General features: G+C 69.9%; 20 protein-coding genes and 1 tRNA gene. 11 read left to right on the top strand and 10 right to left on the bottom strand.

The features are described from left to right. Positions 1 to 29: 29 nt before the first annotated feature. Positions 30 to 3947, top strand: a complete 3918-nt coding sequence (locus HUA74_RS03120; RefSeq protein ID WP_174453352.1) for a tetratricopeptide repeat protein — start codon at positions 30 to 32, stop codon at positions 3945 to 3947. Positions 3948 to 4022: 75 nt separating this feature from the next. Here HUA74_RS03120 and HUA74_RS03115 read toward each other — a convergent pair whose 3' ends face one another. Together HUA74_RS03115 and HUA74_RS03110 are read right to left on the bottom strand one after the other, a co-directional pair. Beyond that, complete coding sequence (locus HUA74_RS03115) at positions 4023 to 4394, bottom strand: cupin domain-containing protein (protein ID WP_141642748.1); 372 nt, start codon at positions 4392 to 4394, stop codon at positions 4023 to 4025. A 201-nt stretch (positions 4395 to 4595) separates the two neighbouring features. Next, positions 4596 to 4802 carry a cold-shock protein gene (locus HUA74_RS03110; RefSeq protein ID WP_141642749.1) on the bottom strand — a complete coding sequence of 69 codons (207 nt, stop codon included), beginning with the start codon at positions 4800 to 4802 and terminating at the stop codon, positions 4596 to 4598. A gap of 356 nt (positions 4803 to 5158) precedes the next feature. Here HUA74_RS03110 and HUA74_RS03105 point away from each other — a divergent pair, with 356 nt between their 5' ends. The 4 genes from HUA74_RS03105 to HUA74_RS03090 are packed head-to-tail and all read left to right on the top strand — an operon-like array spanning position 5159 to position 8242. Then, a complete protein-coding gene (locus HUA74_RS03105; protein ID WP_141642750.1) occupies positions 5159 to 5674 on the top strand; it encodes a periplasmic heavy metal sensor in 516 nt (171 codons plus the stop codon). Positions 5675 to 5715: 41 nt separating this feature from the next. Then, on the top strand, positions 5716 to 5949 hold the full coding sequence (locus HUA74_RS03100; protein WP_141642751.1) for a hypothetical protein: 234 nt from the start codon (positions 5716 to 5718) through the stop codon (positions 5947 to 5949). Positions 5950 to 5963: 14 nt separating this feature from the next. After that, the gene (locus tag HUA74_RS03095) at positions 5964 to 6644 is read left to right on the top strand and encodes a response regulator transcription factor (RefSeq protein WP_141642752.1); all 681 of its coding nucleotides are present in this window, start codon (positions 5964 to 5966) and stop codon (positions 6642 to 6644) included. Further along, the gene (locus HUA74_RS03090) at positions 6644 to 8242 is read left to right on the top strand and encodes an ATP-binding protein (RefSeq protein WP_254624874.1); all 1599 of its coding nucleotides are present in this window, start codon (positions 6644 to 6646) and stop codon (positions 8240 to 8242) included. The genes HUA74_RS03095 and HUA74_RS03090 overlap by 1 nt, the downstream gene beginning before the upstream one ends. A 275-nt stretch (positions 8243 to 8517) precedes the next feature. Here HUA74_RS03090 and HUA74_RS03085 read toward each other — a convergent pair whose 3' ends face one another. The 5 genes from HUA74_RS03085 to HUA74_RS03065 all read right to left on the bottom strand — a co-directional run bounded on the left by HUA74_RS03085 (position 8518) and on the right by HUA74_RS03065 (position 14779). Then, a complete protein-coding gene (locus HUA74_RS03085; RefSeq protein WP_174453351.1) occupies positions 8518 to 9384 on the bottom strand; it encodes a carboxypeptidase regulatory-like domain-containing protein in 867 nt (288 codons plus the stop codon). 84 nt (positions 9385 to 9468) lie between these two features. Continuing rightward, positions 9469 to 10323, bottom strand: coding sequence for an ABC transporter permease (locus HUA74_RS03080; RefSeq protein ID WP_141642754.1), 855 nt, complete (start codon positions 10321 to 10323; stop codon positions 9469 to 9471). Further along, positions 10320 to 11309, bottom strand: a complete 990-nt coding sequence (locus tag HUA74_RS03075; protein WP_174453350.1) for an ABC transporter ATP-binding protein — start codon at positions 11307 to 11309, stop codon at positions 10320 to 10322. The genes HUA74_RS03080 and HUA74_RS03075 overlap by 4 nt, the downstream gene beginning before the upstream one ends. A 30-nt stretch (positions 11310 to 11339) precedes the next feature. Continuing rightward, on the bottom strand, positions 11340 to 12224 hold the full coding sequence (gene cyoE, locus HUA74_RS03070; RefSeq protein ID WP_141642756.1) for a heme o synthase: 885 nt from the start codon (positions 12222 to 12224) through the stop codon (positions 11340 to 11342). A gap of 308 nt (positions 12225 to 12532) precedes the next feature. Then, positions 12533 to 14779, bottom strand: coding sequence for a tetratricopeptide repeat protein (locus HUA74_RS03065; protein ID WP_174453349.1), 2247 nt, complete (start codon positions 14777 to 14779; stop codon positions 12533 to 12535). A 308-nt stretch (positions 14780 to 15087) separates the two neighbouring features. Here HUA74_RS03065 and HUA74_RS03060 point away from each other — a divergent pair. The 4 genes from HUA74_RS03060 to HUA74_RS03045 all read left to right on the top strand — a co-directional run bounded on the left by HUA74_RS03060 (position 15088) and on the right by HUA74_RS03045 (position 20600). Then, positions 15088 to 15163: transfer RNA gene (locus tag HUA74_RS03060), tRNA-Ala, on the top strand. 107 nt (positions 15164 to 15270) lie between these two features. Further along, positions 15271 to 15873, top strand: a complete 603-nt coding sequence (locus HUA74_RS03055) for a DUF2760 domain-containing protein (protein ID WP_174453348.1) — start codon at positions 15271 to 15273, stop codon at positions 15871 to 15873. 61 nt (positions 15874 to 15934) lie between these two features. Beyond that, a complete protein-coding gene (locus tag HUA74_RS03050; RefSeq protein ID WP_174453347.1) occupies positions 15935 to 17797 on the top strand; it encodes an Hsp70 family protein in 1863 nt (620 codons plus the stop codon). A 25-nt stretch (positions 17798 to 17822) separates the two neighbouring features. Further along, on the top strand, positions 17823 to 20600 hold the full coding sequence (locus tag HUA74_RS03045) for an Hsp70 family protein (RefSeq protein WP_174453346.1): 2778 nt from the start codon (positions 17823 to 17825) through the stop codon (positions 20598 to 20600). A 77-nt stretch (positions 20601 to 20677) separates the two neighbouring features. Here HUA74_RS03045 and HUA74_RS03040 read toward each other — a convergent pair whose 3' ends face one another. From HUA74_RS03040 to HUA74_RS03030, 3 genes are all read right to left on the bottom strand, one after another. Beyond that, positions 20678 to 21067: a hypothetical protein gene (locus HUA74_RS03040; RefSeq protein WP_141645569.1), complete on the bottom strand. Its 390-nt coding sequence runs from the start codon at positions 21065 to 21067 to the stop codon at positions 20678 to 20680. Positions 21068 to 21292: 225 nt separating this feature from the next. Beyond that, positions 21293 to 23086 (bottom strand): bifunctional UDP-sugar hydrolase/5'-nucleotidase, encoded by a 1794-nt coding sequence (locus tag HUA74_RS03035; protein ID WP_174453345.1) that lies wholly within the window; start codon positions 23084 to 23086, stop codon positions 21293 to 21295. 45 nt (positions 23087 to 23131) lie between these two features. Continuing rightward, a complete protein-coding gene (locus HUA74_RS03030) occupies positions 23132 to 24439 on the bottom strand; it encodes a myxosortase-dependent phytase-like phosphatase (protein ID WP_174453344.1) in 1308 nt (435 codons plus the stop codon). A gap of 141 nt (positions 24440 to 24580) precedes the next feature. Between HUA74_RS03030 and gmd the strand changes: the two genes are divergently transcribed. Further along, positions 24581 to 25555: a GDP-mannose 4,6-dehydratase gene (gene gmd, locus HUA74_RS03025; RefSeq protein ID WP_141645572.1), complete on the top strand. Its 975-nt coding sequence runs from the start codon at positions 24581 to 24583 to the stop codon at positions 25553 to 25555. After that, complete coding sequence (locus tag HUA74_RS03020; RefSeq protein WP_141645573.1) at positions 25556 to 26494, top strand: GDP-mannose 4,6-dehydratase; 939 nt, start codon at positions 25556 to 25558, stop codon at positions 26492 to 26494. Positions 26495 to 26540 lie beyond the last annotated feature (46 nt).

Genomic DNA, 26540 nt, shown 5'->3' with positions numbered 1-26540 from the left:
ATGCCATCGGGTTGAAATACCCGCCATTGATGACTGAAAACGACGAGGCGAATGTCGGCGAGAGCCTCCTCGCATTGCACAGCCGAAAAGACCGACTCAGCGAGCTGTGGCGCGCGATGCGCCCGTCCCCGGTGGGCATCCTCGTTCACGGACCCGCGGGTATCGGCAAGACCACGCTGGTCCGCGCCTTCCTGCACGGGCTGTCGACGAAGGAGAAGCTCCGCGAGAAGGCGTTCTGGTTCGACTTCAGCGACATCCGCAGCGCCGAGCATGTCATCAACCCGTTCGTGGTGGAGTTCCAGGACCACGACGCACTGTCGCAACCGATGGGCGCCAAGGTCATCGTGTCGCGGCAGTTGAAGCGCAAGCCACACGTCGTGGTGTGGGACCAGTTCGAGTCCACGCGAGGGTTGCTTCCCGCCGAGGACCGGGCGTGGCTCAAGCGGTTCCTGGAGCAACTGCGGGGCGGCAAGACCCGGGTGCTCATCCTCAGCCACGACGAAGAGAAGTGGCTCGACGAGTCGCTCGTCACCCGAATCCGCCTGGATGGCCTGCCGGAAGAGGAGCGATGGCGCTTTCGAGCCACCCTTCTTCGCGCCCCCGTCGGGACACCGGACCAGAGGACCCCGGACGAGGCCGCACTGATGGAGGCGATGGAGGGCCACCCGTTGATGATGCGGATGGCCCTGCCCCACTTGGAGGACCCGGCAGCGGAAGTCCTCTTGAAGACCCTGCGTGAGGCGAGCGCCGGGCCGGGACTCGATGGGGACGCATCCTTCGCGAAGGTGGTGGCCACGCTGCGACTCTTCACCGCGAGGCTGCCCGAGGAGCTGCGCTCGCTGCTCGTGCCGCTCGGCGTGCATGAGCGCTTCGCCGAGTCCGCGGACATCGTCCGGATGGGGGCGTCGGTCCCCGGGGCCAGTGACTCCGAACAGGTCGAGCGGCTCTTCGGGCTCCTCACCATCGCGGGGCTGGTGTCCCCACACAAGCCGGGCGTCCATGCGCTCCAGCCCGTCCTCACCCGGTACTTGAGAACCCACGTCCGCGAGAACCGGGAGGACTGGGAGCGGGCGTTCGTCGAACGGATGGGTCAGGTCGCAAGCCAGCTCAAACCCTGGTCGCTCGACGAGCAACGCGACCCCTTCTTCGTCCACGGCGCCAACTTCCACCACGCCTTGGAGCTCGCCAAGGCGCACGGGTTGGCGGCGATGCGCTCGACGCTGACCCACGCGCTCACCCGCCATGCCCTGAACCTGGGCGACCTCGCCGAGGCGGAGCGTCTTTCCAAGGACCTGCTCGAATGGGCCGCCGAACGCGACGAGGCGGGGATGGCGGTGGCCCTCCATCTGCTCGGGAGGCTCGCCCACGTGCGCTGTCGGTTCGAGGAGGCCGAGACGTTGTTCCTCCAGGCGCTCATCCTCGAAGAAAAGCACGGCAACGAACTCAGCGTCGGCAACACCTGTCACCAGCTCGGAGAGATTGCCTGGGTGCGCCGGAACTTCGAGGCGTCCGAGCAATGGTTCCTCAAGTCGGTCGCCCTCCTGGAAAAGCAGGGCGACGCGTACGGCACCGCGAGAACCTGCCGTCAGCTCGGGAGGCTCGCTGAGAAGCGGAGTGACTTCGAGGCAGCCGAGACGTGGTTCCGCAAGGAGGTCTCCCTCGAGGGAAAGCCAGGCGGCGAAGTCCGTGCCGTGGCGACCTACCACCAGTTCGGAGATGCCGCCCTGGAGCAACGTGACCTCGACGCAGCCAAGGCCTGGTATCTCAAGGCGCTGGCGCTCGAAGAGCAGCACGGCCACGCGAACAACCGCCTCTACCACCTGCTCGCGGATATCTCGAAACAGAAGCAGGACTTCAAGGAGGCCGAGACCTGGCTCCTCAAGGCGTTCGCCATCGAGGAGCAGACACCCGACGCGGACGGCCTGGACCGGACCTGCTTCTGGCTCGGAGGCGGCGCCGAAAAGCTGTCCGATTTCGCGGCGGCCGAGGCGTGGTACCTCAAGTCGCTCGCCATCAGAGTGGCTCGCGGAGATACGCACGGAGAGGGCAGTCTTTATGGCTCCCTCACCAGGCTCGCGGAGAAGCGGCGGGACTTCGAAGCGGCCGAGATGTGGCACCGCAAGGAGCGCTCTTGCAAGGGAGCGCAGGACACGGCCAACCTCTACCAGTCGCTCGGGAGAGCCGCCGAGTACCACCATCGAGACTTCGAAGCGGCGGAGGTCTGGTACCTCAAGGCCCTCGCCGACGCGGAAGCGCGGGGCGACGAGTCCCTCGCGGAGAGCACCTGCGGTCTGCTCGGGGACCTGGCCCGGAAGCGCAAGGACCTCGACGCGGCCGAGGCGTGGTACCTCAAGCAGCTCGGCATCGTCGAGAAGACGGGCGAGCTGTACGGCACCGTCTACGCCTACCACCAGCTCGGGAAGGTGGCGCGGTCGAGGAAGGACCTCGACACGGCCGAGACCTGGTTCCGCAAGGCACTGGCCCTCGAGGAGAAAGAGGGCAACGCGTACGACGACGCCACCTACAAACTGCTCGCGGAGGTCGCCGAGGCACAGAAGGACTTCGAGGAGGCGGAGACGTGGTACCTCAAAGCGCTCGCCCTCGTGGAAGCGAAGGGCGACGAGGCCAGCACCGCCGCGTACTGCCACCAACTCGGGAGGGTGGTCTGGGCGCAGAGAGACCTCGAGGTCGCCGAGGCGTGGTTCCTCAAATCGCTCGCCCTGGATGAGCTGCGGGGCGAGGAGCGCACCCTCGCGGGCACCGCCTATCAACTGGGGAGGCTCGCCCACGAACAGCGGAACTTCGAAGCGGCCGAGGCGTGGTACCGCAAGTCGGTGGCCATCGAGGAGAGACTGGGCAACGAGCACGACGCGGCCATCAGCTATACCCAGCTCGGCATCGTCGCGAGCAAGCGGAGGAACTTCGAGGCCGCCCAGACGTGCTACCGCAAGGCACTCGCCCTCTACCAACGCCTGGGCGATGAGCGCGGCATGGCCGGCCTGTATTCGCGGCTCGCCACCCTGGCCCGTGCGCGGCGGAACTTCGCGGCGGCCGAGGCGTGGTACCTCCCGTTGCTCGCCATCCGGGAGAAGCAAGGCGACGAGGACGCGGTGCTCCACACCTGCGAGCAGCTCGCGACGGTGACGGAGGAACGGGAGGACTTCGCGGCGACCGAGACGTGGCTCCTCAAGGTGCTCGCCCTCGAAGAGAAACAGGAGTACGTGCACGACGCGGCCAACACCTGTTCCGACCTGGGAAGGGTCGCCCTCAACCGGGAGGACTTCGAGGCGGCTCAATCCTGGTACCTGAAGGCGCTCGCGAGCCAGGAGAAGCAGGGTGACGAGAACGCGGTGGCTCGAACATGCACCAAGCTCGGGAGAGTTGCTCGGGAGCGGCAGGACTTCGAGGAGACCGAGGCGTGGTACCGCAAGGCGCTCGCCATCGACGAGAAGCGGGGCCACCAGCGGGACGTGGCGAGCGGCTACTTCCGGCTCGGGGCGAATGCCCGGAGGCGGAAGGACTTCGCGGCGGCCCAGACGTGGTTCCTCCAGGCGCTCGTCCTCGACGAGAAGCTGGGAAGCGAGGACCACGCGGCCATGGTCTGCCACCGGCTCGGGGGGCTCGCCCGGGAGCAGCGGGAGTTCGAGGCGGCACGGACGTGGTACCTCAAGGCGCTCGCCCTCCGGGAGAAGCTTGGCAAACGGCGCGTCTCCACTGAAACCCGCCTCCAGTTGGGCATCCTGGAGCTGGAGTGCGGGCAGAGGGAGGAGTCGGCCTCATGGCTCGTCCAGGCCGCCACGGGCTTCATGCGCGACCGGGAGCCCGAGCTGTTGGGGGATGCGACCGCGGACTTCGCGCGGCTGCTGACCGAAACACCCGAGGCGCTCCGCGCACGACTTCGCGAGATGTGGACCCGCGCCAGGCTTCCGCCCCTTCGCGACACCTGAGCTGGCATCGACGGGGTCACCGCCCGCCTCCATCGCGAGTGGCGACCCCGTCGACTCCCGACCTCGCGAAACCCCTCAGGCCTTCGCGGGCTTCTTCTCCTTCTCCGCGCCCTCGTCACGGCCATGCACCGCCGCGGGAGGACTGGTGGCCTCCACCGCGGAGAACGTCTCGAGAATCTTGTACGTGTGGCTGGAGCCTCGCGGCACGAGCCACGAGTCACCGGGGTTGAGCAGGATGACCTGCCCCTCCAGGTGCAGCTCCGCGCGGCCCTTCAGCACGAAGCCCACCGTCTCATAGTCGCGAGGGGACGCGGGCCGGGGCTCCCCGGGTGGCTCGTCCTCCCACAGCCGCATGGACACTCGTACGCCGGAGGCCAGGTACTTCTGCCCCATGTCTCCCCGGGGCGAGTGCCGGCTCTCCACCTTCTTCACGCTGGTATCCCCCATGCCTTGGTCTCCTTCGCCCTCGGGCGTCAGGCGGCGGGTGCGCCGCGCTCAGCCATGAAGGTAAGGAAGGGGGCGAGTCTCGACGTGGCCCGCACGGGCGCTCGCCTGCTCGACGGGCCTGTTCGCACCAAAGACGAAGGCCCAGCCTTCCCTGTGGGAAGACCGGGCCTCGGGCTCACTCAAGGGTGGCCAGGAATGACGCTAGCCGTTGTAAGCGCGAACGTTCTGGGCCTGCAGCCCCTTGGGGCCACGGGTCACCTCGAACTCCACCCGCTGACCCTCCTGGAGGGTGCGGAAGCCATCCATATTGATGGCCGTGTGGTGGCAGAACACGTCTTCGCCGCCCTCTTGAGCGATGAAGCCGAAACCCTTGGCGTCGTTGAACCACTTCACAGTACCGATTGCCATGTGACCTTCTTCTTTCTGCTAGACGGCGACCCGGGACCAGCCGGACCACCAGTGCGGGGCGGACATCGCTCCGACACTGCCGCGACAATCTACCTCCCGATTTCCTTTGTCCACCCGACCTCCGCCCAGCGGGCAGGCGGCCGTCGACCAGAGGACAATCCGAGAGGCTGAAAATCGCTCGGGAGATGAACAGGCCACATTCGCCTCTTCATCCCGAACGCGCCGAACCCGCACCGGGTCCTTCACGTTTCTTCATGCGGCTCCGGCGCGCCCTTCACACCCGTTCTCTACCTTCCTGCCCATCAAACCCGGTGCGCGCCCTACTTCGGGCCCGCACTCTTGAAGGAGCAGGACCCATGTTCGGATTCTTGTTGGGTACCGCGTGCCTCGCCGGCCTCGTCTACACGGTGAAGGGCGGACGTCGCTGGCATCACCACGCTCACAGGCGCGGCAGCCGGTTTGGCTGGCGGATGAGGCTGCGCTGGCTGTTCGAGCGGCTGGAGACGTCCCCCGGTCAGGAGAAGGTCATCATCCAGGCCACCGAGGAGGTGACGGAGGCCTTCGACAAGCTGCGCGATGAGGTGGGCCCCAGCCGCTCGGCCCTGGGCAACGCGCTGCGCGGAGAGCACTTCGATGGCGCCGCGCTGCGCGAGCTGTTCACGCGGCACGACGTGGCGCTGGAGAACGCCCGTCGCTCACTCCAGGGCGCGCTCTCGCAGGTGCATGAAGCGCTGGATGCGCGCCAGCGGCGCGAACTGGCGGACATGCTCGAGCACGGCTGGGGCCATGGCTGGCGCGGCGGCCCGGGCTGGCACGGGCGTCACTGCGGCGGGCGTGGCGGATGGCGCGGTGACGACCAGCGGATGGTGTGAGCCGCTCCCCTTCCCCGAACAAACGTCAGAGGAACTCCGCCATGCGCCGTCGCCTGCTCATCGTCCTGCTCGCCCTGGGAACCCTCGGAGGCTATGCCTCCGGCTTCGCCAGCATCGCCCGCCACCGCCGCCACTGCCATGCTGGCGGGTGGGCGGAGCGCTGGGATTCTCGAGGGCCCTGGGGCAACTCGCCCACGTTCCACTCGGCCGCCCCCGCGCAGCCCGAGTCGCCGTCTTCCTCAACGGCCCAGGCCCCCGCGCCGGGGCCGCGCTAGACTCCACTCCGTCCATGTCCACACGTGTCCTGCTCATCGACGATGATTCCCGCCTCTACGAGCTGCTCGCGCAGTACCTGGGGCAAAACGGCGTCAACGTCACCCATGCCGCCGACGGTGGCCGAGGGCTCGCGGCGCTGGAGGCCAGCGCCTACGACGCGGTGCTGCTCGACGTGATGATGCCGGGCATGGACGGCCTGGAGGTGTGCAAGCGCATCCGCGCCAAGAGCCGCATTCCCGTCGTCATGCTCACCGCGAAGGGCGATGAGACGGACCGCGTGGTGGGGCTGGAGCTGGGCGCGGACGACTACCTCCCCAAGCCCTTCAGTCCGCGTGAGCTGCTGGCCCGCCTGCGCGCGGTGCTGCGCCGCTCGCAGCCCTCGTCGGTGGCGGACCGACTGGAGGCGGGAGGGTTGTCCATCGACGTCGCCGGGCGCGAGGTGCGCGCGGAAGGAAAGCTGGTGGACCTCACGGGGCTGGAGTTCGACCTGCTGGTGGCGCTGGTGCGCCGGGCCGGGCGGGTCATCCCCCGCGACGCGCTGCTGGGTGAAGCGGGCCGCAGCGACACGGTGGTGGGCGAGCGCACGGTGGACGTGCACATCTCGCATCTGCGCCAGAAGCTGGGCGACGTGGGCTCCCGGCTCATCAAGACGGTGCGCGGCGTGGGCTACGTCTTCGCCAAAGAGGGACTCTGATGGGCCGCCGCGACGGCAAGCGAGGCCGAGGGCCCTGGAATCAGAAGGACCCGTGCGAACCCTCCTGGGGTCCGGAGTCGGACGACCCCGACGCCATCGCGCGGTGGCTGCAGGGGGAACGCGAAGGCGCGTGCCCGCCCCAGGGAGAGTGGACCCAGGCCGACAAGGACGATGGCAAGGAGGCGAAGGACCGCCGCCGAGGTCCGTTCTCCAACCCCCTGGAAGCGTGGGAGGCACATCACCGCCGCGCGCATCTCCACTGGAAGCGCCAGCAGCGCGCGCACTGGCGGCACCACTACTGGGGCATGAGCCGGCTCGGGCACTTCGTGCGCTCACGCCTGCATCGGCGGCTGTTCCTGTGGTTCGGCCTGAGCATCTTCATGACGGGCGTCGTGGTGGCCACGGTGTTCAGCCTGGTGGGTGGCAACACGTGGAAGCAGGAGATGATGCGGCTGAAGGACTTCGCGAGCCACCGCTTCGAGGAGGTGTGGAGCGAGCCCGCGCGGCGAGACGCCCTGGCGCAGTCCTTCGCGAAGGACCTGGACATCGAAGTGGAGGTGACGGACGCGAGCGGCAAGCTGCTCGTGCTGGCGGGTGGGTTGTGCAAACACGCTGAGTTCACCCTCCCCGTCGTGCGCGCGGGCACGACCCTGGGACAGGTGCGCGTCTGCAACGGGCTGGCGCGCGGCAAGACTCCGTTGAAGGTGATGCTGCCGTTGCTCGCGGCGTGTCTCATGCTTTGGATGGCGTCCGGGAAGATGGCGCGAAGGCTCGCCAAGCCCGTGGATGCGCTGGTGCAGGCCACCGAGGCGCTGGGCGCGGGACGGCTCAACGCGCGCGCGGAGGTCCTCCCGCATGCGACGGGGGAGTTCACCGTGCTCGCCGTCGCCTTCAACCACATGGCGGGGCGCATCGAGAAACAGGTGGCGGACCAGCGGGAGCTGCTCGCGGCGGTGTCCCATGAGCTGCGCACACCCCTGGCTCGGCTGCGCGTGCTGACGGAGCTGCTGCGCGACGGCGGTGGCAATCCCAAGACGCTGGACCAGGTGGACCGCGAGGTGGTGGAGCTGGACGCGTTGGTGGGCGAGCTGCTCGCAAGCTCACGGCTGGACTTCGGTCAGCTCACGCCTCGCGTTCTGGATGGGCGCACGCTCGCGACCCAGGCGATGGAGCGCGCGGGGCTCGCGCTGGAGATGCTCGACGTGGATGCGCCGGAGACGGGGCTGGTGGGAGACGCGACGCTGTTGGGGCGCGCGTTGGCCAACCTGCTCGACAACGCCCGGCGGCATGGGGGTGGCGTGGAGAAGCTGCGGGTACAGGAGCAGGGAGAGCACCTCGCGTTCTGCGTCGAGGACCGGGGTCCAGGACTCCAGCCGGGCGAGGAGACTCGCATCTTCCAGCCCTTCTACCGGAAGGACCGGGGTGGCGAAGCACGCGAGGCGGGCTCGCTGGGCCTGGGGCTCGCGCTGGTGCAGCGGATTGCCCGGGCGCACGGCGGTGAGACGTTCGCGGAGAATCGCGACGGCGGCGGCGCGCGCGTGGGCTTCACGGTGAAGAAGGCGGGGCCACCGGACGCCATCGAGCGGCCGGCGGCGTAGGCAGACCCGGGGGGAGTGGATCCCCGCTCAAAGGCACGGGGCTCTTTCTTCGCGGCTTCCTCGGCGGCACGCGACACGGGCCTGGATTCAGTCCCGCATCGCGGAGACAGGCGCGGGTCTACTTCTTCGCGGAGGCATCCCCGGCGGCACGCGACACGGGCCCGGATTCAGGCGCGCATCGCGAAGACAGGCGCGGGTCTACTTCTTCGCGGCTTCCTCGGCGGCACGCGACACGGGCCTGGATTCAGGCCCGCATCGCGGAGACAGGCGCGGGTCTACTTCTTCGCGGACGTGTCCTCGGAGGAGAACGCGAAGGAGACCTCGGCCGGAGCACCGTCCTTCACCGTGACTTCGGTCGTCTTCGTCCCGAGCGTCTCGTGCCACGCCTCCACGGTGTACGTGCCCGCGGGCAGCCCCTGAAGCGCGAAGGCGCCATCCGCGCCCGTCGTGGCGAAGTACGGGTTCGGGTTGCTCACCACGAACGCGGTCATCCACGGGTGCACGTCGCACTTGAGCTTCAACACGTCATCCGCCGGCGGCACGGGCTTCTGGACCGGCGCGCCCGAGGGCGGCTGCGCGACGTTGAAGGCCGCCTTCGTCCCCACCACGCCGCGCACGTTGTGCAGCGTGCCGTCGCTGTTCTTGAAGACGACCGATTGCCCCGCCACCGCGCCCTGGACGCGAGGCACATAGGTGCACTTCGTCTGGTCCACCACCACCGGAGCACTCGGCGCGGCCGGCGCCCCGGCCACGGTCCCCTTCACGCGCACCAGCACGTTCTGGAGCTTGCCGTCCTTCACCAGCACCGCCTCGTCCTTCGAGCCGCGCCCCTCGCAAGCCGAGTCGGTGTTCGGCGGCAGGTCGGCCGCGGCGGGAGGCGTGCCGGTGAACGTCACAGTCCCCTTCACCGCACCGTTGCCCGCGGGCACGGCGACCTTCCCCTGTTCGTTCCCCGGGTCCTTGTCCGCCTGAATCGGCGTCGCCGCGTGCTCGGCGCCAGGCTCCGTAGCGCGGGCCGCCGAGGGGGGCGGTGCCTGGGTGGTAGGTGGCGGAGTGGCGGGAGCCTCCTCCTTCTTGCAAGCGGGCAGGGCCAGCAGCCCCGCGGCTCCCAGCATCGACAGGCCGAGCGTGCGCAGCGTCATCGTGCAATCTCCTCGGTGAACCAGTTCATCGTCCGCGTCCCCTCGTAGTCAAAGGACGCCGACCTGTCCAACGGCGCGTCCGCGCTATTCGCGACGGCTGACGCTCACCGCGGCCAGTCCGACGAACACCGTCGCGAACGCGAGCAGCACCGGCACCTCCAGCCCCGTCCCCGACATGGGCGAGCCCACCACCACCGACGCCTCCGCGCCGTAGAGCGCCCGACGCACGCCCTCCACGGAGAAGCGCATGGGGTTGAGCACCATCACCCACGACAGCCACGTCCCCGCGCCCTTGAGCGGGAACATCGCCCCGGACAGCACCCACATGGGCAGCAGCACGATGCTCATCACCGCGTGGTAGCCCGCGCTGGAGCGCACCCACCACGCCAGCGACATGCCCATGCCCGTCAGCGCCAGCGCCGACAGCACCATCACCGAGAACAAGAGCGGCAGGTTGACGGTGGCCGCGCTCACGCCCGCCAGCGGCGCCAGCAGCAGGAACAGCGACGCCTGCATCAGCGCGATGGCCGACGAGCCCAGCGCCTTGCCCAGCACCACCGCCAGCCGCGAGCCCGGCCCGGCGAGCACCGCCTGGAGGAAGCCCTCCCGCCGGTCCTCGATGACGGTAATCGTCGCGAAGATGGCGCTGAACAGCAGCACCATGGTGACGACGCCCGGGAAGAAGAACTGCTGGTAGCCCAGCCCCTGCGCGCCCTCGACGCGGAACGAGCCGGCGAAGCCCGAGCCGATGACGAACCAGAACAGGATGGGCTGCGCCAACGCGCCCACGACGCGGCTGGGCTGACGGAAGAAGCGCACCACGTCGCGCGCCATCAGCACGCGCACCGTCGCCCACTGCAATGCAAGCGTCCCAGGAAGGGATGGCGCCGGAGCGACGGCTGTCACGGGGGGTTGCGCGGTGGAGATCTCGGCGGTCATCGGCGTTTCCTCGGCGCGGGCTCCGCGGCCGGCACATCGGCGCCCAGCGCGCGCCCGGTGAGCTGGAGGAACACGTCCGCCAGCGTGGGCCGGCGCAACGAGACGGACGACAACCTGCCTGCCGGAAAGGCCTCCACCAGCCGAGGCACCAGCGCATGCCCCTGCCGGGCCTCCACCTGCACCTTCCCCTCCACCACCTTCGCGTCCACACCCAGCTTCTCGCGCACCTCGCGCGCCAGCGTCTCGGGGTCGGCCGCCTCCACGGTGAGGATGTCCCCGCCCATGCGCGAGGCCAGCGCGGCCGGCGTGTCGCACGCCACCAGCCTGCCCGCATCGAGCACCGCCAGCCGGTCACACACCTCCGCCTCGTCGGCCCGGTGCGTGGTCAACAGCACGGTGATGCCCTCCGCGTCGCGCAGCCGCTTCAGGTGCGCCCAGAAGGTGCGGAAGGCCGCCTCGTCCAGGCCCTGCGTGGGCTCGTCCATCAGCACCACGCGCGGCTGATGCACCAGCGCTCGCGCCAGCTCCAGCCTGCGGCGCATGCCACCGGACCACGTGCCCACGCGCTCATCACCCCGGTCCGCGAGGCCGATGAGCGTGAGCATCGACTCCACCCGCTCGCGCGCCCGCTCCCCGGTCAGCCCGTACAGCCGGGCCCCGAGCATCAGGTTCTCCCGCGCGGTCAGCAGGTCATCCAGGCTGCCGCGCTGGAAGATGATGCCCATCTGCCGGCGCAGGGCCGGGTCGCTGAGCGACAGCTCCCGCCCCGCGAAGCGCACCTGCCCCGAGTCCGGGGCCAGCAGGCCCGCCAGAATCTGGAAGGTGGTGGACTTGCCCGCGCCATTGGGGCCCAGGAGGCCCAGGATTTCGCCGGGCCGCACGGACAGCGTCAAACCGTCCACGGCGACGCGGCCCTTGAAACGTCGGGTCAGCCCCTCGAGGTGGAGCAGCGGAACCGGAGGGGTGGAGACCGAGGTATCAGGCATGGGGCGGTGTGTCCCGCCGGCACCCGCGCGCTAGCCGCGCGGAACGCGGTCCAGGCTCAGCGCCGCGAACAGTCCGGTAAGGTAGATCAACGAGAAGAAGAACGCCTGCCGCGCCCAGGGCTTCCCGAGTCGGCGGAAGAACCCCCACGCTCCCAGGCCCAGGAAGCTCAGGCCCAGCGCCACCGCCGCCGCCAGGTACCAGGAGCCGGCGATGTGCAGTTGGAAGGGCAACAGCGTCATCGGCACCAGCGCCACCAGGTAGAGGACAATCTGTGCGCGGCTGGACTCGTCCCCGCGCTCCAGGGGCACCGACTTGAGGCCCGCCGCCGCGTACTCCTCCTTGCGGAACAGGGCGATGGCGATGAAGTGCGGCATCTGCCACAGGAAGAGGATGGCGAAGAGCGAGAAGCCGCCCGCGTCCAGCCGGTCCGTCACCGCCGTCCAGCCCATGAGCGGAGGCAGCGCGCCCGGCACCGCGCCCACCAGCATGGCCGCCGAGGTGCGCGCCTTGAGCGGCGTGTACGCCAGCACGTAGCTGAGCAGCGCCAGCAGGCCCAGGGCCGCCGTCAGCACATTGGCCCCCAGCGCGAGCGCAGGCAGGGACACCGCCGCCAGGGAGATGCCGAACCACAGCGCCACCGCCGGCTCCATCCGCCCGGAGGGCAGTGGCCGATTCTGCGTGCGGGCCATGAACCGGTCGCTGTGACGCTCCCAGTAGCAGTTGAGCGCGTTGGCCGCGCCCACCGTGCCGGCCGTGGCCAGCAACGTCACCAGGGCATTTCCCGTGGCCAGGGGCCCAGGCGCCAGCCACATGCCGCCCGCGGTGGTGATGAGGACGAGGCTCGACAGCCTCGGCTTCATCAGGGAGATCAGGTCGGACGCGGTCGTCGACATGGACTCTGCACGCGCGCTCAAGCGGACTCCAGGGGAGGGCGTGACAGGGGCACTGCCGACGCGTTGACGGCCCTCCCATACAAGCACCACCCGGGGGTGGGCAAGGACACGTCACCGCGACAGGGCGCCCGCGAACGGCCGCCCGCCCGGCACCCTTGGGTGGCCCGGGTCCGCGTCTTCGTGTCCTGACAATCGTGGGAAGGCAAACACCTGGGGCATAGCCTCGGGCCCGGGCCACATCAACCCAGGCCCGCGGGCACGATGCGCGCCGTGCTGCCCGCGCGCATCAGCCCCGCTTGTCCGACCCCGGCGACGGAGTCGGACCCCGCTCACCCTCCGGAGAGGGAGCGAGCGGCGTTGGCGTGCTCACCGCTCGGCTCGCGCTTGAGGTACTCCTGCGCCAGCATCTTCGCCTTCGGGGTCTGCTTGGCGTCCTTCGAGAGCAGCGTGGCGTAGTAGTAGTACGCCGGGGTGAAGCCCTCGTCGGCGTTGAGCGCGCGCTGGTACGTCTCGTCCGCCTTCGCCGCATCGCCCTTGCCCTGGAAGACGCGCGCCAGCTCGGTGAGCGCCACGGCCGACCGCTCGGGCTGACCGACGAACTCCTGGCTCGCCTTCTCCAACTGCTCCTGGGCCTTGGGCCAGTCGGAGCGCTCTCGGTAGATGGTGCCCATGGCCAGGCGGGCCTCGGGGTTCTTCGCCTTCGGGTCCTTCACGGCGCGCTGGTACTGCGTCAGGGCGTCATCCAGCTTGCCCTGGCGGCGCAGGGCGTTGCCCAGCATGACCACCAGCTTGGGGCTGTCGCCCATCGTCTTGAGGGCCGTCTGCAGCGCCTCGGCGGCTTCCTTCTCGCCGCCCTGCTTGCCCATGAGGGCCTTGGCCAGCTCGACGTGGAACTGGGCGCGAGAAGAGTCCACGCGGATGGCCTTGCGAATCTCCTCGGCGGCCTGCTCGAAGTTGCCTTCCGTCAGGAGCCGGCGGCCCTTGATGAGGTGCAGCTCCGGGTTCTGCTTGTCGAGCGAGAAGCCCGTCTCCTCGCTCTTGAGCATCTCCGCGCGCGCCTTGTCCTTCTCCAGCGGCACCGCGGTGGCCTCCACCAGCTTCTGCTGCACGTCCGGCTTCAGCTCCGGCAGTTCGGCGGACACGCGGCTGACCAGCAGCGAGCGCGCCAGATGCGCGGCGGCCAGCTGACGGGGCGACGGCGGCGGCTCCGCCTCCAGCAGCTTCTTGAGCATCGTCTGGACCAGGCCGAAGTTGGGCTCATCCTGCTCCAGCATCAGCAGGGAGCGGCCCAGGAGCGACTCGGGGTGGTCCTTCGCGTAGCGCAGCGCGAGGTCGTAGTTCTTCCAGGCGGTGTTGTCCTGGCCCAGCCGGCGGTAGACGGCGCCCAGGCCGGAGTAGACGCGCGGGTCGTCCGGAGCGAGCGTCTGCGCGCGCTCCAGGGTGTCCCGCGCGCGGTCCAGGTCGCCCGCGTTCATCTGGATGAGGCCCAGCGTCAGGTACAGGAGCGAGCTGGAGCGTCCCTGTGAGTCCAGGGCCCGCACCTTCTCCTCCAGCTTGCCCAGCGCGTCCTTGCCCTTGCCGCCGTACGTCTGGACGAGCGCCTCGGCCGCGATGAGGTGCGAGCTGACGTCGCCCGCCTTCATGCCCGCGGCCAGATGCTCCTCGGCGCGACGGCGTGCATCGTCACCACCGCCGTGCTCACCCCAGCGGATGGCGTAGGCGTACGCCAGGTAACCATGGGCCAGACCGGAGTCGGAGTTCACCTCCAGCGCCTTGTCGGCCTCCTCGCACGCCTTCTTGTAGCTGTCGAAGGAGTCGCGCTTGAGGAGCTCCGCGGAGCCTTCCAGGTGCTTCTTCAGCTCGCGGGAGATCTTCCGGGTGTGCGCCGTGTACCAGCCGTAGCCACCGGCGAACACCGGGATGGCCACCAGCAGCGCCAGCGTCACCAGCTTGCCGCGTCCACTGGAGGCACGCCCACCGCCGCGATGCCGGGGCGAGTCGTCATCCTCGTCGTCCACCTCTTCCACCACCACCTGCTGCGGGCGGCGTTGGGGGGTGGCGCGCTGGGGCGCCTCGTTGCGCACCGGGGCGGAAGGGCCCGCAGGAGGGCGCGGAGTCGACGGGGGCCTCGGCGTGGGCGCGACGGAAGCCTGCGCCTCCGCGCCCGCCGTGGCGGCGACGTTGGAGAGGGCCGACGCGGACTGCTGGGTGGCGGACGGAGTCAGCACCGGCGGCGCGACGACCGGCGTGGGCGCGGCGGGGCGCGGCGGCTCGATTTTGTGCTGCTGCAGCAGCGTGACGGTGTCCGGGTCTCCCGGATCCACGCTGTAGGCCTTGAGGAGGTTCGCCTTGCCGGGCTCGGCTTCACCCGTCTTGAGCTGGATGGCGCCAGCCAGCCGCAGCGCGGCCTTGTCCTCGGGTTGGACCTGGAGCGCGCCGAGCGCTTCTTCCAGGGCCTTCTTGTCCTTGCCCTGGTCGGCATAGACACGGGCCAAGAGGACGCGCGGGTCCGCGGCGTTGGGATGCGCCTTCACGCCCTTCTTGCAGACGACCATCGCCTCCATGAAGCGACCCATGCTCAGGTACGCTTCGGCCAAGGGCTTATAGGCGGCGGACGAAGGGTCTGAAGCGAACGCGTGTTCGAGCTTCGCGAGCTCGGCCGGGCTCAACGTCTTTGAAGGGGAGGTAGACATTACCGGGGGGAGGGACACCGGGCGGGAAGGGTACGCCTGAGAAGAAGGGTTTTTATGGCATCCGCTGCGCGGCACGTCAATCGCACGGATGCGTTGCGAAGGCTTGCGCTTGACAGCAAGAAAGGGGTCCGGTACTAGCCCGTTCACCTCGGCGGCCCAAACGCCGGGGCGCAGCGCGCAGGGCCCGTAATGGGGGTGTAGCTCAGTTGGGAGAGCGTCGCGTTCGCAATGCGAAGGTCGTCGGTTCGATCCCGTCCACCTCCACCATGTTGAAAACGAAGGGCCTCACGGGAAACCGTGAGGCCCTTTGCATTTGGGGGCATTTCGGGCAACTGCCGAATTGCAAAGCAGGCGGGCTTTGTTATCCGGAGTCGATGACTGACCCGTCTGCCTCGCTGTCGTTCTTCGCGCGCTTCTGGCTCGCCTGGCTCTGCTTCTGGCGCTGCCTCGTGTCCGGCGACTTCGCTCGCGCCGTGCTGCCCGCCAGCCGGGCCTACGACGCCGGGCAGCTGAACCTCCTGTCTTCCGAGACCCCGTCCCCCACCCCCACGGTGGAGAAGGCCCCCCCGCCCCCCCCTGCCCTGCCGCCCGAGCGGGAGCACGCCAGCGCCCTGGCGCTGCTGGCCATGCTCCAGCGGGAAGGTCGGCTGGTGGACTTCCTCCAGGAGAACGTGGCCGCCTTCTCGGACGCCGAGGTGGGCGCCGCCTGCCGCACCGTCCATGAGGGGTGCCGCAAGGTGATGGGCCAGTACTTCACGCTCCAGGCGGTGCTCCCCCAGTCGGAGGGGGACCAGGTCACCGTGCCCGTGTCCTTCGATGCCCAGCGCATCCGCCTCATCGGCAACGTGACGGGCCAGCCTCCGCACACCGGCACGCTGCGCCACCACGGGTGGGTGACGTCGGAGGTGAAGTTTCCGGTCGTGAGCCCCGCCATGGACCCGCGAGTGCTCGCTCCAGCGGAAGTCGAGCTCGCCTGAGCGTCGCTCAGCGGACGCGCAGACCGGACAAAAGGGAGCCCTCAAGGAGTTCAAGCCCGATATGGCCCGCTATTCCATCGGCATCGACCTTGGCACCACGCACTCCGCGGTGTCCTACTTCAACCTCGAGGACAGCAAGGCCCGGGGACGCGCGCAGTCGATGTTGCCAATCCCCCAGCTGACCGCGCCCGGCACGCTGGAAGCGCGCCCGCTGCTGCCCTCCTTCCTCTATCTGCCCTCCGCCCAGGAGTTTCCCCAGGGCAGCCTCGCCCTGCCGTGGAACAAGGACGCCACCTCCATCATCGGAGAGTTCGCCCGCTCCCACGGGGCCAAGGTCCCCACCCGGCTGGTCTCCTCCCCCAAGAGCTGGCTGTCCCATCCCGGCGTGGACCGGCGCTCGGCGCTGTTGCCGTGGCAGGCCCCGGAGGACGTGCAGCGCGTGTCCCCGCTGGACGCGTCCGCGCGCTTCCTGCGCCACCTCAAGGAGGCATGGGACACGACCTTCGCCCAGGGAGATGACGAGTCCGGCAACGCGCTGGCCTCCCAGGACGTCATCGTCACCGTCCCCGCGTCCTTCGACGCCGCGGCGCGCGAGCTGACGCTGGAGGCCGCGAAGGCGGCGGGAATCGAGCACCTCACCCTGCTCGAGGAGCCGCAGGCCGCGCTGTACGCGTGGCTGGAGGCGATGGGGGAGAACTTCCGGCAGCAGGTGAAGCCCGGCGAGGTCATCCTCGTGGTGGACGTGGGCGGCGGCACCTCCGACTTCTCCGTCATCACCGTGCGAGACAGCGGTGGCGAGGTGGAGCTGCTGCGCGTGGCGGTGGGCGACCACATCCTGTTGGGCGGCGACAACATGGACCTGGCGCTGGCGCACACGCTCAACCAGCGCCTGGCCGCCGACGGCAAGAAGCTGGACCCGTGGCAGTTCAACGCCCTCACCCACGGCTGCCGGCAGGCGAAGGAGACGCTGTACGGTGACACCTCGCTGGACAAGGTGCCCATCTCCATCCCCGGCCGGGGCTCGTCGCTCATCGGCGGCACGCTGCGCACGGAGCTGACGCGCGAGGAGCTGGACCGCGTCCTCACCGACGGCTTCTTCCCCGTGACACCCCTGGCGGAGCTGCCCCGCACCGCGCGGCGCATGGGCCTGGCGCAGATGGCGCTGCCCTACGCGCAGGACCCGGGCGTCTCGCGGCATCTGGCGGCCTTCCTCACGCGGCAGGCCCAGGCGCTGGCGGCCAGCCACGACGCGCCGGTGGAAGTGGGCGACAAGTCCTTCCTCCACCCGACGGCGGTGCTCTTCAACGGTGGCGTCTTCAAGGCGGGCCCTCTCAAGGAGCGCGTCATGGAGGTGCTCAACATGTGGCTGAAGGCGGACGGGGGGGAGCCCGCCAAGGAGCTGGAGGGCGCGGACCTGGACCTCGCGGTGGCGCGCGGCGCGGCGTATTACGGCTGGGTGCGCCAGGGCAACGGCCTGCGCATCCGCGGTGGCACGGCGCGCGCGTACTACGTGGGCGTGGAGTCGGCGATGCCCGCGGTGCCCGGCTTCGAGCCTCCGGTGAAGGCGCTGTGCGTGGCGCCCTTCGGCATGGAGGAAGGCACGCAGGCGGATGTGCCGCCGCAGGAGTTCGGCCTCGTCACCGGCGAGCCCACCAGCTTCCGCTTCTTCTCCTCCTCCATGCGGCGCGACGACAAGGTCGGCGTCATGGTGGATGACGTGGCGGACGAGCTGGCGAAGGGGGAGATGGAGGAGCTGGCCCCCATCGAGACCACCATGCCCGGACAGGCCTCGGCCTTTGGCGACCTGACCCCCGTCAACCTGCAGGCCGCGGTGACGGAGGTGGGGACGCTGGAGCTGCGGTGCCTGGAGAAAGGTGGCGCCGGACGCTGGAAGCTGGAGCTCAACGTCCGCATGAAGGAGTAGAACGCCGGCCGGCAAACGGAGGTGTATGCGAATCGTTGGCATCGACCTGGGCACCACCCACTGCGCGGTGGCGTCCGTGGACCCCGCCCGGGGCGCGAGCGCGCCCGTGGAGGACTTCCCCGTCCCTCAGCTGGTCCGTCAGGGGGAGGTGGCGCCGCGCGCGCTGCTTCCCTCCACCGTGTACGTGCCGGCGGGGCACGAGCTGAGCGCCGAGTCCCTCCGGCTTCCCTGGGGCGATGACGGCGGTCCGTGGGTGGTGGGGGAGCTTGCGCGCTGGCAGGGTGCTCGCGTGCCGGGGCGACTGGTGGCCAGCGCCAAGAGCTGGCTGTGTCACCCGGGCGTGGACCGCTCCGCGCCCATCCTCCCCTGGGGCGCTCCGGCCGACGTCCAGAAGCTGTCCCCCGTCGACGCCAGCGCCCTGCTCCTGACGCACCTGGCGCGCGCCTGGGACTTCACGCACCCGGATGAGCCCCTGTCGAAGCAGGAGGTGGTCATCACCGTCCCCGCCTCCTTCGACGAGGCCGCGCGCGCCCTCACGGTGAGCGCCGCGCGCAAGGCGGGGCTCGAGAAGTTCACCCTGCTCGAGGAGCCCCAGGCCGCCTTCTACGACTACACCGCGCGCCACCGCGCGGAGCTGGAGCAGACGCTCGCGCACGTCCGGCTGGTGCTGGTGGTGGACGTGGGTGGCGGCACCACGGACTTCACGCTGGTGCACGCGGGAGTATCGCCCGAAGGCCCCATGCTGCGGCGCCTCGCGGTGGGTGACCACCTGATGCTGGGGGGCGACAACATGGACGCCGCGCTGGCCCGGCGCGTCGAGGAGAAGCTCCTGACGGACGGACGCCGCCTGTCCGCTACGCAGTGGACGCAGGCGATTCAGGCCGCGCGCACCGCGAAGGAAGCGCTGCTGGGCAAGGCGCCACCGGAGAAGTACGGCGTGTCGCTCGCGGGCGAGGGCAGCCGACTGCTGGGAGGAACGCTGTCGTCCGAGCTGACGCGCGAGGAGGCCCACGCGCTGGTGCTGGACGGCTTCTTCCCGCGCACCCCACCCACGGAGCGGCCTCGCCGCGCCGCGCGCATGGCGCTCCAGGAGCTGGGCCTGCCGTACGTGCAGGACGCGGCGGTGACACGGCACCTGGCGGCCTTCCTCGCGCAGCACGCGGCGGCGGGCTTCGCGGCCCTGGGAGAGACGCCTGCCTTCGAGGGCGCCCTCCCCCGCCCCGACGCCATCCTCCTCAACGGCGGCGTCTTCAACTCGCCCTGGATTTCGCAGCGACTGGTGGAGGCCGTGTCCGCGTGGTGGCCGGACGCGCCGACCATCTCCCTCTTGCGCCACGAATCGCTGGAGCTGGCCGTGGCGCGGGGCGCGGCGTACTACGGGCTGGTGCGGCGTGGTCACGGCCTGCGCATCGGCGGTGGCGCGGCGCGCGCGTACTACGTGGGCCTGCAGCGCGCGGCGGACAGCGCGGAGCAGCCCGCCCTCTGCCTCATTCCCCGAGGCTTCGAGGAGGGCCAGAAGGTCGACCTGGGTGAGCGCCCCTTCACCCTCACGCTCGGCCGGCCCGTGCAGTTCCAGCTCTACTCGACGACGAGCGACCGCATCGACAAGCCTGGGGACCTGGTGCCGCTGGCGGAGGACTTGAAGCCCCTGCCGCCCATCCACACGCTGCTCAAGGGCGCGGCGGGAAAAGTCGCGGACGTGCCGGTGCACCTCCAGGCGGCGCTGACGGAGATTGGCACGCTGGAGCTGTACTGCGTCTCCGACGTCGCGGACGAGCGGTGGCGCCTGGAGTTCGAGCTGCGCGGCACCGGCGGCTCCCACGAGCTGACCGTCACCGAGTCCATGCCCGCGCGCTTCGCCGAGGCGAAGGACAACATCGAGCGCGTCTACGGCAACAAGCCGCTGCCGCTGGGCTCCAAGGACGTGAAGCAGCTCTCGCGCACGCTGGAGAAGGCACTGGGGCCTCGCGACACGTGGCGCGTGCCGGTGCTGCGCGAGATGTGGAGCACCCTGTACGCGGGCGCCAGCAAGCGCCGTCGCAGCGAGGACCACGAGCGCGTCTTCTACAGCCTCGCGGGCTTCACCCTGCGCCCGGGCTTCGGCTACCCGCTGGACGGATGGCGCGCGGAGCAGACCTTCAGCCTCTTCGACGCGCTGGTGCAGCACCACTCGGACAAGGCGGTGTGGACGGAGTTCTGGGTGATGTGGCGCCGCATCGCCGGCGGACTCAACGAGGCGCAGCAGCAGAAGCTCTACGTCTACCTCCAGCCGCACCTCGCGAGGAAGGTACCCCCTGGCGCGCCGCCTTCCGGCAAGCTCAAGGGAATCCAACCCGAGGGGTTGGAGGAGATGGTGCGCACGGCGGCCTCACTGGAGCACCTGTCGCCCTCGGACAAGGCGGAGGTGGGGCGGTGGATCGCCGAGCGGCTGAAGGCCGAGGCAAAATCTGGCGGGCCGTGGGCCTGGGCGCTGGGCCGCCTGGGCGCACGCGTGCCCCTCTACGGCAGCGGCCACAAGGTGGTGGACGTGGAGACCGCGGAGGCGTGGCTCACGCTGCTGCTGGAGCTCGACTTGCGGAAGATTGACGGCGCGCCGTTCGCCGCCGCGCAGCTCGCCCGCCTCACGGGAGACCGCACGCGAGACGTGGACCCGGCCCTGCGCGAGCGCGCGGCGCAGGCGCTCGTCGCCGCGCAGGCGTCGGAGACGTGGGTGCGCATGGTGCGCGAAGTGGTGGCGTTGGAAGCCGCGGATGAAGCACGCGCGCTCGGCGACACGCTGCCGGCGGGCCTGCGACTGTCGTGACGAGGGACTCGAAAACGTCCCTTCAGGTCGGCCAGGACATGGTCGACCCGGAGGGGTGACTTCGGAGCGAAGAGCCTTCAGCCCCGCGCGGGCGTTGCGGGCTCGGCGACCTCGGCGGTGGCCTTGGGAGCGGCGCGCTCGACGACCTGGAGCACCGGCGCGGCCTCGGTGGGCGCGGCGGTGGCCTCGCCCTTGCCAGCCTTGGGCTTCTTGGTGCCCGCGCCCGAGCGGCACGTCCGGCACCAGGGCTGGTTGCGGATGGCGCCGTCCGCCATCTTCCGCAGGCCGAACTGGGCCAGGGGCTTCAGGGTGCGACACTTGATGCACATCAACGAGATGAGCACCTCGTGGCCATCCGCGTCGTAGACGGCGGACTTGCGCCGCTTGCGCGGCTGGGCCTGCCCCGGCTCACGCGGCTTCGCCTTGTCCGGCGGCGGCGGCATCATCGGGGTCACTTTGTAGAGCATGTCAGTCCCTCCGCTCTCGGAGGCCCTCGCACGCAGTCCCTGATGACGGGGCCACCTCGGCACGGGCACTCGCGAGCCCTAGAGTAAGGACTCTTCCTTCCGTTGAAAACTGATCCCAGGCCGAAAAATCGGCCCGGGAGCGTTTCCGCTGATCTTTCCAAGGGTTGGCGGCCCCATTCACCGCCAGCGGATCAGCTCGCGGTCGAATTTTCAGCCCAGGTTCTCTCAGCGAGAGGCTGTGGGACACACCTGTGCGACACCGCTGTAGCGCACGCGTCCCAGCGCGGGCGTGGGCAGGACGCCCCCGTGGGAACGGCCGTAGGAGATCAGCGCCTGGCGCAGGTCCATTCCCCGGACCGGGGAGAGTTCGGTGCGCTCGGGGGGCAACGGCCGCGTCACGCCATCCACGCCGTCACCACCCCGGGCGAGGAAGTCCGGCACCGCCACGCGGTAGCGCTGCTCTGGCACGAGCGGCTTGCCGCCCTCCAGCGTGACCCCCTGTAGCCGGCCGGGCCCGGGGCAGCGGGCCAGCGTCAGCTCCAGGCCCGACACCGCGAACACGGCGCCGCGCTCCACCCCATGGGCCAGCTCCAGCAGGTGCCGCAGCTCGGCGCCGGTGAGCGTGAGCACGGCCACGGTGTTGTCGAACGGCAGCGCCTGGTAGACGTGGCCGAAGGACAGCGTCCCACCTGGCAGGTCGGCCCGGATGCCTCCGGGGTTCATCACCGCGGCGTCCGCGCCGGCCGCCTCGCGCAGCGCATCCGCGATGAGGTTGCCCAAGGCCCCCTCCTCCGTGAAGCCGCGCGCCAGGGGTGAGGCGCAGGAGACGCCCGACGCACGTCCCTGCGACGCATCGACCTCCGCCAGCGTGGGCGCGAGCAGCCGCGTCACTTCCGCATCCGGCTGCATCGGGGTGCCCAGGAAGACCGCGGGCGCGAGCTTCACCTCGGCGCGCTCGCGCAGGCGCCGTGCATCACAGCCGCCGTGAGTCGCTTCCACCTGGGTGCACAGGGGAATGGCGGCCTGGATGCGAGTGAGGGACGGGTCCACGCGGCGGCGCACGGGGTCCACGAAGAGTTCCACCACGCCCAGCGAGCGGGCCTGCCCTGTCGTCTCGATGATGGGCACCCCGTCGAAGAAGTGGCCCATCGTCTGGTGCGTGTGCCCCGCCACCACCGCGTCCAGCGTGCCCTGGGGAAGCGCGGCCAGCATGTCGAGAATCTCAGCGTCGCCCCTGTCGCAGCTCGACGTGTCCCGGGGGTTGCGCATGTCGGAGCACTGGCCGCCCGCGTGCGCCACCGCCACCACCACGTCCGCGCCGCGCTCACGCAGGGAGCGTGAGGCCTCGAGCGCCGAGGACGCCAGGGGCGCGAAGCGCAGCGAGGCGACGTTGGCCGGATTGGTGACGCTCGGGGTCGACTCGGTGGTGAGGCCCAGCACGCCGACGCGAAGGCCCTTCACCACGACGATGTGCGTGCCGTCGTTGCCCAGCCACGCGGGAGTCTTCCCCGTCGTCGCGTCGCGGAGGTTGGCGGACAGGAACGGAAAGCGCGCTTGCTTCACGCGCGCCTTGAGAGCGCCGAGCGGGTCCTCGCCAGAGCCCGAGGCCATGGGCGCGGGTCCCACGGGCCCGTAGTCGAACTCGTGGTTGCCGATGGCCGCCGCCGTGAACCCCAGGTGGTTGTACACGTCAACGACGATGGCCCCCTCGGTGAGGTTGGACGCCAGCGTGCCCTGGAAGAGGTCGCCACCATCCAGGAGCAGCACGCCTCCGGGGTTGTCCTCGCGCAACCGCGCGACATACGCGGCGAGGGTGGCGGCGCCGCCCTCCTCCACCGTCCGACCATCCGCGAGCCGCGCGCGGTGCGGCTCCACCTGCCCGTGGAAGTCGTTGAGGCCCACCAGGGTGATTCGCACTGGTGACGCGGGAGGCGAGGAGACAGGCGCGGAGGGCTGGGTGCCGGCGCAGGCGGCGGCACAAGTCACGAGCGCGAGGAGGAAGGGACGCGAGGAACGCATGAGCGGCCGCACTTCATCGTGCCCCGCGCCCCATGGCAACGCGCTTCAGCGCTCGCGGCGTCGGCGCACCGACAACCCCAGGGCCAGCAGGCCGAGGAGCACACTACCGGGCACGGAGGCGGCGGCACACGTGCAGCCAGACGTGTCGTTGTCCAGGTCGATACCGCCACCGCCCGGCGAGGGGCGCCCGCCGCCCCCTCCGATTCCGCCCCCATCCAAGCCGCCATCCGAGCCCGCGTCGGTGCCACCGTCGCCCGTCGACGGCCGGGTGTCCACGCGCAGCGGCGGCGTGAAGGCCGCGGCCACGGCCTCCCACCGCAGCAGCTTCAGGTTGTCCGTGCCGCCATTGTTGGAGTCCTGCGCGACGAAGAGTCCCTGGGGGAACTCCAGCCCCATCGGCAGCGCCGACACCGCCAGCGCGCGCGGCGCCTCCACCGCGTCGAGGCCTCCATCCCCCGCTGTCACACGGAACGAACCCAGGAAGGCATACGTGCGGCGATCCAACACGGCGAACGTGCCCGCGCCCGTGTCCGCCGCCAGCAGGTAACCCTCCGCGTTGGCCGCGCGGTACAGCGCCAGGCGGTTGACGGTGCTGGACAGGTTGCTGCCCGTCGCCGACAGGGACGCCACCAGGACGCGGCTGGTACCGCCGTTGGGCTCCGCGTTGTAGCGCCAGATGGCCTCGCCAGCCTGCACGACGTAGACGAAGCCCAGCTCCTCATCGGCGACCAGCCCGGTGATGGGGCCTCCCACGTCGATGGCCGGACGCACCAGCGTGGAGGACAACCCGCCATCCTCTCCGGACAACTCGAACTGCTGCAGGGAGCCGTCCGCGGTCCCCGCGAACACGAAGAAGCGACCGGTGCCGGGGCTGCGATAGAGCGCCACGGTGTTGAACGTCGTGCTGTTGGCGACGAACGGCCCCACGCCAATCCGCTGCACCCGATTCGTCGTCTGGAAACCATCCACGACGTAGGCCGACAACCCGACGACGGTGTTCGCCGTCACCGCCAGGGAACGCGTCGACGGCCCCAGCCGGAAGCCATCCCGGACCGCGACGCTCACCGTGGGTCCATCCTGCTCCTGCTCCAGTTGTTGACCATCCAACCCGAAGGTGGAGAGGCCGGAGTTCTGATTGTCATAGGCCGTGAGCAGCAGCCCGATGCCCGCATCCCCCTGCCCCGCGACGGGCGACCCTACCCAGACAGCGACGTCCTGGATGAGACCGCCTGTCGCGGCGGGCCCGGGCGTCGTCTCCCGGAAGGCGGGGACCTGCAAGGGTTGGGTGGATTGAGCGGAGGCAACGGAGCCGGCGACGACAGCCGCCAGGGCGAAGACGAGAGGGTGACGCATGACCAAGGCTCCAGGCAGGTGGGTCCTCCCTAACTTCGCACGAGGGGTGTGCCTTTCAAGTACGAAGCCAGAGGGAACGGTTGGCTCCGGGCAACCGCGTCAGGTACAAAGTGCGTCTTCCAGCCAACAGCGAAAAAGACCATGGCGACCAAGCGCGCACTCATTACTGGCATCACGGGGCAGGACGGCAGCTATCTGGCGGAGCTTCTTCTGTCGAAGGGCTACGAGGTGCACGGCATGGTGCGCCGCTCGTCGGAAGAGAAGTTCGAGCGCATCCAGCACCTGCACGGCAAGATTCAGCTCCACCAGGGAGACCTGCTGGACCAGTTCTCGCTCGCGGCGCTGCTCAATCTGGTCAAGCCGGACGAGGTCTACAACCTCGCGGCCCAGTCCTTCGTCCCCACCAGCTGGAACCAGCCGGTGCTCACCGGTGAGTTCACCGCGCTGGGCGTGACGAAGATGCTGGAGGCCATCCGCCACACGCGGCCCCAGGTGCGCTTCTACCAGGCGTCTTCGAGCGAGATGTTCGGCAAGGTGCTGGAGGTCCCCCAGACGGAGGACACGCCCTTCTATCCGCGCAGCCCGTACGGCGTGGCCAAGGCGTACGGCCACCACATCACCGTGAACTACCGGGAGTCCTTCGGCCTGTTCGCGGTGAGCGGCATCCTCTTCAACCACGAGTCTCCGCGCCGTGGCCTCGAGTTCGTCACGCGCAAAGTCACGTACAACGTGGCGCGCATCAAGCTGGGCCTCCAGGAGAAGCTGCCCATGGGCAACCTGGACGCCAAGCGCGACTGGGGCTTCGCGGGCGACTACGTGGAAGCCATGTGGCTGATGCTCCAGCAGGACCAGGCCGAGGACTACGTGGTGGCCACCAACGAGACGCACACGGTGCGCGAGCTGGTGGAGATCGCCTTCGGCCGCGTCGGTCTGGACTACCAGAAGTTCGTCTTCACCGACCCGGCCTTCGTGCGCCCGGCCGAGGTGGACCTGCTCATCGGCGACCCGGCGAAGGCCAAGGCCAAGCTGGGCTGGGAGCCGAAGGTGCGCTTCAAGCAGCTGGTGGAGATGATGGTCGACGCGGACCTGGAGCGCGTGAAGGCGGGGCAGCGGTAGATGCGGGTTCTCGTCACGGGAGCGGATGGGTTCGTCGGCAGGCATCTGTGCGCGCTTCTGCGCGCCGCCGGTGACGAGGTGGTTGAAGCGCACGGGCCGCGCGGTGAGGGCGTCAGCAGCAGCGCCCTGCACTTCGACGTGGCCAACGAGGCCGCGGTGAAGGCCGCCGTGGCCGAGGCGAAGCCGGACGGCGTCATCCACCTCGCGGGCTTCAGCTCGGTGGCCAAGAGCCACCACAACCCCTCGCGCGTGTTCGCGGTGAACACCATGGGGGTGGTGCATCTGTTGACGGCGCTGCGGGAGAACGCGCCGAAGACGCGCGTCGTCCTCGTGGGCTCGGGTGAGGTGTACGGCCCGGTGCCCGAAGGAACGCGCGCCACCGAAGACACCCCCGCGGTGCCCCTGAGTCCCTACGCGGCCTCCAAGTCCGCGGCGGAGCTGGCGGGTGTGCAGTTCCACCGCAGCTACGGGCTGGAAGTCATGATGGCGCGGCCCTTCAACCACCTGGGCGCAGGTCAGGACCCGACGTTCGTCGTGCCCTCCTTCGCCTCGCAGATTCGAGCGATTGGCCTGGGCACGGTGGACCCAGTGCTGCGCACCGGCAACCTGGACGCGGTGCGCGACTTCTCCCACGTGCGTGACGTGGTGGAGGCCTACCGGCTGCTGCTCGTGAAGGGCGAGCCCGGGCAGGCGTACAACATCTGCAGCGGCGAGGGGCGGACCATCCGCAGCCTGCTGGAGGAGATGCTGTCGCTCGCGGGCGTCAATGCGCGCATCGAGCTGGACCCCGCGCGCCTGCGTCCCTCCGACATCCCCAGCCTCATCGGGGCTCCGGACAAGCTGCGCGCGCTGGGATGGACGCCGAAGCTGACGGTGACGGACGCGCTGCGCGACGTGCTCGGCCCCAAGGTTCCGGGCGCCGCCCGAGCCCAGGGCTGAATCGCCCTGCACGGGAGGTGCCTCGCCTGGGGCGCCTCCCGTCCAG

The sequence above is a fragment of the Myxococcus sp. CA051A genome (assembly GCF_013336705.1).
Classification (GTDB): Bacteria; Myxococcota; Myxococcia; order Myxococcales; family Myxococcaceae; genus Myxococcus; species Myxococcus llanfairpwllgwyngyllgogerychwyrndrobwllllantysiliogogogochensis.
This window is presented reverse-complemented; position numbering and strand designations above follow the sequence as displayed.

What these genes read in the sequence shown, in the direction of transcription:
- HUA74_RS03055 (WP_174453348.1), top strand. Translation starts at nt 15,271, where the DNA reads ATGACTGACCCGTCTGCCTCGCTGTCGTTCTTCGCGCGCTTCTGGCTC.
- HUA74_RS03030 (WP_174453344.1), bottom strand. Translation starts at nt 24,439, where the DNA reads ATGCGTCACCCTCTCGTCTTCGCCCTGGCGGCTGTCGTCGCCGGCTCC.
- gmd (WP_141645572.1), top strand. Translation starts at nt 24,581, where the DNA reads ATGGCGACCAAGCGCGCACTCATTACTGGCATCACGGGGCAGGACGGC.
- HUA74_RS03065 (WP_174453349.1), bottom strand. Translation starts at nt 14,779, where the DNA reads ATGGGTCGCTTCATGGAGGCGATGGTCGTCTGCAAGAAGGGCGTGAAG.
- HUA74_RS03035 (WP_174453345.1), bottom strand. Translation starts at nt 23,086, where the DNA reads ATGCGTTCCTCGCGTCCCTTCCTCCTCGCGCTCGTGACTTGTGCCGCC.
- HUA74_RS03120 (WP_174453352.1), top strand. Translation starts at nt 30, where the DNA reads ATGACTGAAAACGACGAGGCGAATGTCGGCGAGAGCCTCCTCGCATTG.
- HUA74_RS03020 (WP_141645573.1), top strand. Translation starts at nt 25,556, where the DNA reads ATGCGGGTTCTCGTCACGGGAGCGGATGGGTTCGTCGGCAGGCATCTG.
- HUA74_RS03105 (WP_141642750.1), top strand. Translation starts at nt 5,159, where the DNA reads ATGTTCGGATTCTTGTTGGGTACCGCGTGCCTCGCCGGCCTCGTCTAC.
- HUA74_RS03110 (WP_141642749.1), bottom strand. Translation starts at nt 4,802, where the DNA reads ATGGCAATCGGTACTGTGAAGTGGTTCAACGACGCCAAGGGTTTCGGC.
- HUA74_RS03080 (WP_141642754.1), bottom strand. Translation starts at nt 10,323, where the DNA reads ATGACCGCCGAGATCTCCACCGCGCAACCCCCCGTGACAGCCGTCGCT.
- HUA74_RS03115 (WP_141642748.1), bottom strand. Translation starts at nt 4,394, where the DNA reads ATGGGGGATACCAGCGTGAAGAAGGTGGAGAGCCGGCACTCGCCCCGG.
- HUA74_RS03085 (WP_174453351.1), bottom strand. Translation starts at nt 9,384, where the DNA reads ATGACGCTGCGCACGCTCGGCCTGTCGATGCTGGGAGCCGCGGGGCTG.
- HUA74_RS03045 (WP_174453346.1), top strand. Translation starts at nt 17,823, where the DNA reads ATGCGAATCGTTGGCATCGACCTGGGCACCACCCACTGCGCGGTGGCG.
- HUA74_RS03095 (WP_141642752.1), top strand. Translation starts at nt 5,964, where the DNA reads ATGTCCACACGTGTCCTGCTCATCGACGATGATTCCCGCCTCTACGAG.
- HUA74_RS03100 (WP_141642751.1), top strand. Translation starts at nt 5,716, where the DNA reads ATGCGCCGTCGCCTGCTCATCGTCCTGCTCGCCCTGGGAACCCTCGGA.
- HUA74_RS03040 (WP_141645569.1), bottom strand. Translation starts at nt 21,067, where the DNA reads ATGCTCTACAAAGTGACCCCGATGATGCCGCCGCCGCCGGACAAGGCG.
- HUA74_RS03075 (WP_174453350.1), bottom strand. Translation starts at nt 11,309, where the DNA reads ATGCCTGATACCTCGGTCTCCACCCCTCCGGTTCCGCTGCTCCACCTC.
- HUA74_RS03090 (WP_254624874.1), top strand. Translation starts at nt 6,644, where the DNA reads ATGGGCCGCCGCGACGGCAAGCGAGGCCGAGGGCCCTGGAATCAGAAG.
- HUA74_RS03050 (WP_174453347.1), top strand. Translation starts at nt 15,935, where the DNA reads ATGGCCCGCTATTCCATCGGCATCGACCTTGGCACCACGCACTCCGCG.